Source organism: Proteiniphilum sp., assembly GCF_040307845.1.
GTDB lineage: Bacteria > Bacteroidota > Bacteroidia > Bacteroidales > Dysgonomonadaceae > Proteiniphilum.
The window spans coordinates 1-9,355 of the sequence record NZ_JAWRIS010000026.1 but is presented as its reverse complement, the minus strand read 5'-3'; the positions used below and the strand labels follow the sequence as shown (position 1 = coordinate 9,355).

10 protein-coding genes, 1 tRNA gene, 1 rRNA gene and 1 pseudogene are annotated in these 9,355 nt (G+C 41.4%); 7 read left to right on the top strand and 6 right to left on the bottom strand.

The genetic code is table 11. The annotated features are described in order from the left end of the window. Positions 1 to 99: ribosomal RNA gene (gene rrf / locus ABV001_RS05990) — 5S ribosomal RNA — on the top strand; the annotation flags it as partial. A 187-nt stretch (positions 100 to 286) separates the two neighbouring features. Beyond that, on the top strand, positions 287 to 2,284 hold the full coding sequence (locus ABV001_RS05985) for a retaining alpha-galactosidase (RefSeq protein WP_352421959.1): 1,998 nt from the start codon (positions 287 to 289) through the stop codon (positions 2,282 to 2,284). Positions 2,285 to 2,371: 87 nt separating this feature from the next. Here the strand turns inward: ABV001_RS05985 and ABV001_RS05980 are convergent, their stop codons facing one another. The 3 genes from ABV001_RS05980 to ABV001_RS05970 form a co-directional block, all read right to left on the bottom strand. Then, positions 2,372 to 2,782, bottom strand: a complete 411-nt coding sequence (locus ABV001_RS05980; RefSeq protein ID WP_352421958.1) for an SH3 domain-containing protein — start codon at positions 2,780 to 2,782, stop codon at positions 2,372 to 2,374. Positions 2,783 to 2,789: 7 nt separating this feature from the next. Next, a complete protein-coding gene (locus ABV001_RS05975) occupies positions 2,790 to 3,275 on the bottom strand; it encodes a BON domain-containing protein (RefSeq protein ID WP_352421957.1) in 486 nt (161 codons plus the stop codon). 109 nt (positions 3,276 to 3,384) lie between these two features. Then, positions 3,385 to 4,233: a bifunctional methionine sulfoxide reductase B/A protein gene (locus ABV001_RS05970; protein WP_352421956.1), complete on the bottom strand. Its 849-nt coding sequence runs from the start codon at positions 4,231 to 4,233 to the stop codon at positions 3,385 to 3,387. Positions 4,234 to 4,481: 248 nt separating this feature from the next. Here ABV001_RS05970 and ahcY point away from each other — a divergent pair, with 248 nt between their 5' ends. Beyond that, positions 4,482 to 5,900, top strand: a complete 1,419-nt coding sequence (gene ahcY / locus ABV001_RS05965) for an adenosylhomocysteinase (protein ID WP_352421955.1) — start codon at positions 4,482 to 4,484, stop codon at positions 5,898 to 5,900. A gap of 190 nt (positions 5,901 to 6,090) precedes the next feature. Next, positions 6,091 to 6,163 (top strand) — tRNA-Lys (locus tag ABV001_RS05960). Positions 6,164 to 6,396: 233 nt separating this feature from the next. On the opposite strand, the gene ABV001_RS05955 is transcribed toward ABV001_RS05960, so the two are convergent. After that, positions 6,397 to 7,176 carry a nucleotidyl transferase AbiEii/AbiGii toxin family protein gene (locus ABV001_RS05955; RefSeq protein ID WP_352421954.1) on the bottom strand — a complete coding sequence of 260 codons (780 nt, stop codon included), beginning with the start codon at positions 7,174 to 7,176 and terminating at the stop codon, positions 6,397 to 6,399. Continuing rightward, the gene (locus ABV001_RS05950; RefSeq protein WP_352421953.1) at positions 7,173 to 7,982 is read right to left on the bottom strand and encodes a type IV toxin-antitoxin system AbiEi family antitoxin domain-containing protein; all 810 of its coding nucleotides are present in this window, start codon (positions 7,980 to 7,982) and stop codon (positions 7,173 to 7,175) included. The genes ABV001_RS05955 and ABV001_RS05950 overlap by 4 nt, the downstream gene beginning before the upstream one ends. Before the next feature lie 111 nt (positions 7,983 to 8,093). Here ABV001_RS05950 and ABV001_RS05945 point away from each other — a divergent pair, with 111 nt between their 5' ends. Beyond that, positions 8,094 to 8,441 carry an Arm DNA-binding domain-containing protein gene (locus ABV001_RS05945; RefSeq protein ID WP_352421952.1) on the top strand — a complete coding sequence of 116 codons (348 nt, stop codon included), beginning with the start codon at positions 8,094 to 8,096 and terminating at the stop codon, positions 8,439 to 8,441. Here ABV001_RS05945 and ABV001_RS05940 read toward each other — a convergent pair. Then, a complete protein-coding gene (locus ABV001_RS05940) occupies positions 8,387 to 8,554 on the bottom strand; it encodes a hypothetical protein (protein WP_352421960.1) in 168 nt (55 codons plus the stop codon). The two genes, ABV001_RS05945 and ABV001_RS05940, sit on opposite strands and share 55 nt — an antisense overlap. Positions 8,555 to 8,804: 250 nt before the next feature. On the opposite strand from ABV001_RS05940, the gene ABV001_RS05935 reads away from it, so the two are divergent. Both ABV001_RS05935 and ABV001_RS05930 read left to right on the top strand, forming a co-directional pair. Then, the gene (locus ABV001_RS05935) at positions 8,805 to 8,975 is read left to right on the top strand and encodes a hypothetical protein (protein WP_352421951.1); all 171 of its coding nucleotides are present in this window, start codon (positions 8,805 to 8,807) and stop codon (positions 8,973 to 8,975) included. A gap of 77 nt (positions 8,976 to 9,052) precedes the next feature. Then, positions 9,053 to 9,355, top strand: a pseudogene (locus ABV001_RS05930) (hypothetical protein); the annotation flags it as partial.

The following is a 9,355-nucleotide window of genomic DNA, read 5'->3' as shown; positions in this document are numbered from 1 at the left end:
GCGTTGGGGATCCACCTCTTCCCATTCCGAACAGAGAAGTTAAGCCCAATGGCGCCGATGGTACTGCATGATTTGTGGGAGAGCAGGTAGCCGCCATCCTTTAAAATGAGCCCCCGGAGAGAAATCTTCGGGGGCTTTTTTGATATACCGTATACCATCAAAGACAATAAACAAACGACTTGCATATTGTTATATATAGGTAGATAAAAAATATTTTTTCCTTATTCATGCTGTAAAATTGGTGAATAGATGCTACATTTGTATTGTTTTTAAATAATTTATCATGATGCAGCCATTTAAATTAATCTTCGTTTTCGTTTTTTTGTTTTCTGTGAATTATTCTTTTGCAGGAAAGCAATATACCTTGAGTTCCCCGAATGGGAAAATTCAGGTAGATGTATCGGTCGGGCAGTCGATAGAATATACTGTAAAACATATTTCGGATGTGTTGATTGCACCGTCGCCCATATCGATGGAATTGGATAATGGGATTGTCTGGGGAGTAGATCCGAAACTACAAAAAGCCTCGAACCGCACCGTAAATGAGGTTATACCGGCAATCATCTACAAGAAAAAGGAAGTTGCAGATCATTTCAATGAATTGACACTGACTTTCAAAGGTGATTACCGGGTTATCTTCAGGGCATATGATGATGGAATAGCATATCGTTTTGTCTCCACATCCAAAAAGCCTTTCCGGGTGAAATCGGAACAGGCGGTATTTAATTTCCCTTCTGATTGTAAAGCCTATATTCCTTACGTAAGGGAAGATCGTATAGATAGTTTTGAGAAGCAATTTTTTAATTCATTTGAGAATGTGTATGCTTATACCCATTTATCGGCTTGGGATAAAAGGAGGTATGCATTTTCTCCTCTCTTGATAGAAACTGGTGATGGGAAAAAGATCTGCCTGACGGAGGCCGATCTGATAAATTATCCCGGCATGTATTTCTATAACGGGGACGGGTCAAATTCGCTGAAGGGTGTTTTTGCCCCTTATCCCAAAGAAGTAAAGCAGGGAGGTCATAATGAGTTGCAAATGCTCGTGCAGTCACGTGAGAATTATATCGCTGCCTATGATAAAGGAACCGGGTTCCCGTGGCGTACGGTTATTATTGCTGAGAATGACTATGAACTGGCGGATAATGACATGGTGTATAAATTAGCGACTCCTACTGTTGATATGGATTTTTCCTGGGTGAAGCCCGGAAAAGTGGCCTGGGATTGGTGGAACGACTGGAATTTGTATGATGTCGATTTCAGAGCCGGTATAAATAATGAAACTTATAAATACTATATTGATTTTGCGTCCAAATATGGGATTGAGTATGTGATTCTGGACGAAGGATGGGCCGTGAACAAGCAAGCCGACTTGTTTCAGGTGATTCCTGAAATAGATCTGCCGGATTTAGCGGCTTATGCAAAAACAAAAAATGTAGACCTGATCCTTTGGGCGGGATATCACGCTTTCGACCGTGACATGGAAAGGGTATGCAAGCATTATAGTGAAATGGGTATCAAAGGCTTCAAAGTTGATTTTATGGATCGTGACGATCAGTATATGGTCGATTTCCATCGTCGTGGAGCCGAGATGGCCGCAAAATATAAACTGTTGATAGATTATCATGGCACCTATAAACCGACCGGATTGCATCGTACCTATCCGAATGTGATCAATTTTGAAGGAGTACATGGATTGGAACAGATGAAATGGTCGGCTCCTTCGGTGGACCAGGTTACTTACGATGTGACTATTCCTTTTATCCGTCAGGTGGCGGGACCGATGGATTATACCCAGGGAGCGATGCGTAACGCCACCAAAAACAATTATCGTCCTGTAAACAGTGAAGCCATGAGCCAGGGGACGAGATGCAGGCAATTGGCACAATATATTATATTTGAGTCGCCCTTGAACATGCTTTGCGATAATCCGTCCAACTATGAGACTGAAAAAGAATGTACAGAATTTATAGCTTCGATTCCGACGGTATGGGATGAAACCAGGGCCCTGAACGGTAAAGTGGGACAATATGTGAGTATTGCGAGGAAAAGCGGAAACGATTGGTATGTAGGTTCCATGACCGACTGGGATGCCCGTGATATGGAATTGGACCTTTCTTTTCTGGGAAAAGGCGATTATAAGGCTGTAATATTCAGGGATGGCGTTAATGCCGACAGGGTAGCGAGAGATTACAAGAAGGAGACCATTACTATTCCGGACAATCGGAAATTAACGATAAAGATGGCTCCGGGCGGCGGGTGGATTGCCCGTATATACCGTTAAGTCATTAAAAAAACTGTAAAAAAGAGGCCGTCTCCCTGAAGTTAACTTCAATTTGAGACGGCCTCCGCTTCTTATACGATCATTCCATTACTGTACCGGTTCCAGGTATTGTGAGTAACAGTACCCTTCTTCACCGTCTACATCGCGAACCAACCACCACTGGTCGTTTGTCTTACTGATAAGTGTGATAATTTCACCCTTTTGGGCTTTCCCTACGATAGGCTGATCCGTTCCGGGTCCTTTGCGGATGTTCAGCCGGCTCTCTTGTGTGACCACTCTGACTTTTCCTCCGTCAGTAACAGCTGTTTTTACGTTTAGAACCAAATCGTTACTTTTAAACTGAGGATCAATTTGTTTATAAATCTCCCACAGTTTGTTTTTCACTTCGGCAGTAGGGACGGTACCCTCTATTTTTAATACATTTCCCGATTCACTGACCAACAGATTGTTTAATGTGGCCAGGTCTAGTAGTTCTTTGTATTTGTCTGTTAAAGCCATAGCCTTATTATTTTACAGTTAGATTATTCACAACCTGTGTAGGGCTCAACGCATTCACTTTTTCCATCAATACCGGCAGATCGCTTTCCGCGATTTCACCGTTGAGCGTAATAATGCCGTCTTGTACGGTGGCGGTTACTGTGCCGTGGTCTTTGAGCGCATCGGGCAAGGCAGCATTGATAGCGGCATCAAGTTCGCTATAGTCAGGTGCGGGCGGGACCACTTCCAATTGGTTGACAACCGATGTGACATTCTGTACCCCTGTGACTATGCTTTCAGCATACGACCGGGCAGAGTCGTCATTCACAGTGCCGGTCAGTGTGGCAACTTTATTTTGCACGGTTACGGTAACACCGGCCATTTCAGGATTTGCATCAAGCAGCTCTTGTGCTGCGCTTTGGATGTCTGCATCCTTTACCTGATTACATGATGTCATACCCACTCCAAGGGCAAAGATGAGTGTCAATACGGATAATAAACGTAATGCTTTCATAATTTTTTCTTTTTTAATTGAACAATTCTATTTAAACGACAATAATAGAACGCATGAAAAATTGAATTGTTTTCAAATTAAGCGGATTTTTATGAAAACATCCGTTTTGTCAGAAGATTTTGGTATACTTATGGCAGTAGGGCGTAGTACCCTTGTATTCGTAATACTGCTGGTGATAATCCTCTGCTTTCCAGAAAGTAGAAGCCGGTTTCAGCATAGTGGCTACCCTGTAGCCCTTTTCAGTCAAGATGTCGATATACCTCTTTGCGATCGCTTTTTCTGCAGGATCGGAATAGAAAATGCAGGAAAGGTACTGGGGGCCTATATCCGGTCCTTGCCCGTTAGTCTGCGTGAAATCGTGGGTTTCGAAGAAAAGTTTCACCATCTCTTCGTAGGATGTTTCGGTGGGATCAAAGACCACTTCGGTAGTTTCCAGATGTCCTGTGTTTTTCTGACATACCTGCTCGTAGGTCGGGTGCTCCACATGGCCACCCATAAATCCCACGGAGGTCTGCTTCACACCTGGAGCTTTCATAAAGAAATATTCTGTTCCCCAGAAGCATCCGGAAGCGAAATAAGCTGTGGATAGCCCTTTCTTCTTTGTAGGGACGAATATCATCGATATAGAGTTCACGCAATGGCGTGTTTGTTTAGGTGTAAATCCTTCACCTAAGAAAACATGGCCGAGATGTGCTCCACAGTTATTGCAGATAATCTCGGTCCGACGCCCGTCAGCATCACGCACACGTTTTACGGCGCCCTCGATCTCATCGTCGAAAGAGGGCCATCCGCAATCCGAATCGAATTTATCTTCCGACCGGTAGAGTGGGGCATCACATCGTTTGCAGTAATATGTTCCTTCTACCTTATTATTTACATACTCGCCCGTAAAAGGACGTTCTGTTCCTTTGTGGATGATCACTCTCTCTTCTTCCGGAGTCAATGTATTATAGTTCATAAGCTCATTTTTATTTTTTGTAATGGCTGATTCTTTTTGATTACCTTGGCCACATGTCGTGAAAAGAATGAGGGTAAACAAAAACAGCAGATATGTTTTCTTTATCATTGTAAATTTCCTTTTTTATCATCACATCACTACGTTATCAAATAGATTCTATCCTAATTCATACAATCAAAGGTAGAAACATTCCGTAAATTTCGTAACTTTGCATCCTTAAAAATCGATAAATCAAAATATAGAACAAAATGGACAGGATTTTCTCCCCGGATCTTCAGTATAAGGTAGCCGATATTTCGCTGGCCGGTTTCGGAAGGAAAGAAATAGATATAGCCGAGCATGAAATGCCCGGTTTAATGGCAATACGGAAAAAATATGCTTCGGAAAAACCGTTGAAAGGTGCCCGAGTGATGGGATCGTTGCATATGACTATTCAGACGGCGGTGTTGATAGAGACGCTGGTCGAATTGGGTGCCGACGTGCGTTGGGCGAGTTGTAATATTTTCTCCACACAGGATCATGCCGCCGCAGCCATCGCTGCCGCGGGAATTCCCGTATTTGCCTGGAAAGGCGAGACGTTGGAAGAATACTGGTGGTGCACCGAGATGGCTTTGCGTTTTCCCGGTGGGGAAGGACCTAACCTGATCGTAGATGATGGTGGTGATGCGTCGTTGCTGGTGCACATGGGATACCAGGCGGAGGATAATGCCTCTGTCATCGACAGAAAAGGATCCAATCGCGAAGAACAGGCTATTCTGGATACATTGGCCCGGATATTGAAAGAAGATAATCAACGCTGGCATAGAACGATTGCCGGAATGAGAGGTATTTCCGAAGAGACGACCACAGGTGTGCATCGTTTGTATCAGATGATGGAGAGAGGTGAATTATTAGTCCCGGCCATCAATGTAAACGATTCGGTAACCAAATCGAAGTTCGATAATCTTTATGGTTGTCGTGAATCGCTGGCAGATGGTATCAAGCGGGCCACCGACGTGATGATTGCCGGCAAGGTGGTTGTTGTGTTAGGTTATGGCGATGTGGGTAAGGGATGTGCCCATTCTATGCGTTCTTACGGAGCACGGGTCATCGTTACCGAAATCGATCCTATCTGTGCGTTACAGGCGGCCATGGAAGGTTTTGAAGTGACCACCATGGAGGAAGCAGTTAAAGAAGGCAATATATTTGTAACTACTACAGGAAACTGTGATGTAATCACTATCGATCATATGCAACAGATGAAAGATCAGGCCATCGTGTGCAATATCGGTCATTTCGATAACGAGATACAGGTCGACCGTCTGGTGAACTTCCCCGGAATTGAACACCTGAATATCAAGCCGCAGGTAGATAAATATACCTTTCCTGCCGGTAATTCGATTTTCCTGCTTGCCGAAGGTCGTCTTGTGAACCTGGGATGTGCAACAGGGCACCCTTCGTTCGTGATGAGTAATTCTTTTACCAACCAGACACTGGCACAGATCGACCTCTGGAAGAATAATTACGAGGTGGGTGTATATCGCTTGCCGAAGTATCTGGATGAAGAAGTGGCCAGGCTCCATCTCGAAAGGATAGGAGTGAAGCTGACCACCCTTACGCAGAAACAGGCCGGTTATATTGGTGTGCCGGTAGAAGGTCCTTATAAGGCGGAGCACTATCGGTATTGAGGAAAGTGATGAAGTGGAAAGGTGATAAAGTGGAAAGGTGTGCAAAAAAAGTTTTCAAGTGGAACCTTTTCGATCTTAGTGGTTTAGCCGTGACAGTGCAGAAAATCCGGTTTTTTATGGCTTTTAAGGTTGCATAATTAAAATAAAGATTTTATCTTTGCACTCGCTTTTGCAAGAAAGCACTTAGGTCGATTCGCTAGCTCAGCAGGTAGAGCACATCCCTTTTAAGGATGGGGTCCTGGGTTCGAACCCCAGGCGGATCACTCGTAAATAAAAACCCTGGTAGTCAATCGATTATCAGGGTTTTTATTTTTAGTCGCAAAAGGGCTCGAACCCTTGATCTGTAAATTGTTAACTATCTGATAAACAGCTGTGTGTATTTTTTTATTCTGTTAAAATCCAATTTATCTCCTTAGATTTGTACCCCTTTTGGGGTACTAAATCGATACTGAAAATTCCTTTTCTATCAGTAACTTTTATAATCCCTCGCGGTACTTTATATTTTTTCTAAGATTTCTTTTTTTACAAATTCGTACGCGTCGTTTATATCATATTCAATCCCACTTCTCAGCAATCCGTTCATATCTCTTATAAAATCATCATCTTCGATTTTCTTTTCCATATTTTCAAGAAACTCCTTTTGAACTACTTGATTTCCTTCTTCTTTCATATAGAATTTGAACGCTTCAATGACCTTCTCTACATCGACATGTGCGTTGTTTAAGGCATACCATAAATCAAACAAATCACGTCCTTTTTTGCGTTGGTATAAAGCTCGAAGCTTAGTCGCTAACAATTCATCCAATCTATAGGTAGGGATTAATGCTTCTCCATTTTCCCACTCAGATTCTAACTTTATTGGAACATTTTGTAACCCATAAATCGAAAAATGTTCTCTGGTATTAACCTCTATTTTTATTTTAATGGGGACATCTTCTTCCGACTGGATACTATATACAATTGTATAATTATGCTCTTTCTGCTTAATACGAGGTTTTCCCAAAAATAAAAGCTGCTCCCTGATTTTGTCTATAATTGCTCCGAATGGTGCTGCTTTTATCTGGACTAAATCAATGTCTTCCGAATATCTTACTGCGGGTGCTAAGAATAATTTATGCAAAGCTGTCCCTCCGCGAAAAGCCAAACGTTCCCGGATAAATTCATCGTTGAACAATGTAATCAGGGTACGTTGTATGATTAAGTCTTGCTCCACCTGATAATTTTCCTGCCAGGGTGCTTGCTTTTGCCATGCTGTTATGTATGATTTTGGTATCATATATCTGTTTCTATTTCTACGTTAGGCACAATTTTCCATCTGTTTCCGGTTATCATATTCTCCGATTTCTTTCTTTGGGGACGTAATAAAGTTGGATAATAGTTTATAGATTCAAGATAGATGTACAATTCATTACTTAATTCATACTCTTCTAAAACGTATTCTAAGATATAGCCCAAGCGCTGAACAACTGCGACTTCTTCATATTTTCTAGCAGTTTCGATTAATATGTCTGCTTGCATTGCTTCTTTCAATTCTTCTATAATAGTAGCTACCCGGTTAAAGCCACCTGCTTCTTTATAATAATTGACTAAGTCTAATGCTGTTAATTCCGGAGACGATATATTGATATATCCACTATCTACCTTTTTCTTTATAATATCCTTCTTGTCCCACTCTTTTTTTATATAAAAAGCGATATTGACTTTATGATTTCTAATGGGTCTTAAAGTAATACCTTTGGTAATGATAGAATAGCTTTGGGGTTGTTGATGGGCTGCACTGTGATAGGCAGCAGCATTTAATAGACCTACATAATAATCCCTATTTAGGAATTTCATCAGGTCGTTTACGTAAAGGCTCGTTGGAATAATGCCCTTAGCTCTATATTCCGGAGGAACAATCACGTAAAACCCGCGTCGAATCAACACGACTTCTCTTTGATTTTTTAGTCGTTGTAATGATTTTTTTAAAGCGTTTTCCGAAACATCCAATTGGTCATGAAGGTTCTCTGTGGTGAAGCTATACTTCCCATTAGCCCTTTGCACATCAATAAAAGAGTCTAAGTATTTATATTGTTCTGCCATTTTATTAAGTAAATAATTGCGTTAGGGGTTGAAATTCCACCCCTATTGCAGTTGCAAACTTAATATGTTTTTCTTGTATATCCAATGTTATAATTCAAATTTTTCATTTTCATGATGTTTCATCTACTTTTAGTCGATATATTATTCATCACTAAAATTGAAAACTTTATGAAAAGTACATTCAACATCTTGTTTTACATCAAAAGAAATGATGTCAAAAGAAACGGATTGGCTTCCAGCATTGTCCGTGTCACTATAGACGGAAAGCGTTGCCAGTTCAATAGTAAACTCGAAGTCAGTCCCGATACATGGGATCAAGTGAGTCAAAGGGTAATAGGCCGGTCAGTTAAAGCCAAATCATTAAACTTGCAATTACAGCAATTAATGATGAAGTTAGGAATACTTTACAGCGAATTGACAAGAAATGGTAGAATTATTTCATACTCTGATTGGGTATAAGGGCTTGCTGATGTTCCATTCCCACCACCTACATAGATCATTTGAAACGTTTCATCAATTACCGGCAACGTTTTTGCCAATTCGTCTAAACTTTTTCTTGTTAATTTTCTCATTGTTGTTGGAATTTTAAATTGTTATTAAATTTGTTATAGGTTCATCTTCTTATCATTTTTTGAAAACAAATTTTGAAACAAAACTGAGATTTCATATTTCGTAAATAATTGCTTTTCTTGTAACAATACTTCGGTAAATATTTAATAACTAATTAATATACAGATATATATGGACAAAGTTTAACATGAAAAAGTAGGTCAATCCACTGATTTTCAGTATCTTTATAGCTGATCAAAGACTATTAAAGAAGTGAAAAGACTCAGCGTACTTGACCAATATAGAGGTGTCTGTAATGATGTCCTTGGTGAACTGACAACGAAGTTACACAAAAGTTTCAAAACATTCCTGATGGAGATACTGATTTTATATATGGTCATTCCCGGAAGAATCAACTTTCTTCAGTTGGGAAGATATGGCTGATCGTATGAACAACGTTTCCGCCAGACTTCTCGAAGGATTTTGACTGGTGCGGGTTTAACCTGTCCCTCTCCGAACGCATGCTGACCGGGAATCGAAAGGCGATAGCCGTCGATTCCAGTTTCATATCCAAATCGGGAAAGCATACCCCATGGACCAGTTACTTCTGGTCGGGTGCCGCGGGGCAGTCCAAGCGTGGACTGGAAATACTTGGAATCGGACTGGTCGATATCGACAACAAGGACTGCATCAGCCTTCAGGCGGTCCAGACACCGGACAGCCAGACATTGGAAAGCCGGGATTCAAACCTGATTGACTGGTATCTGCAGGTATTGGGCTCGAAGAAGGAGCAACTCCTGCGGGCAAGCCGCCACGTAGTTGCC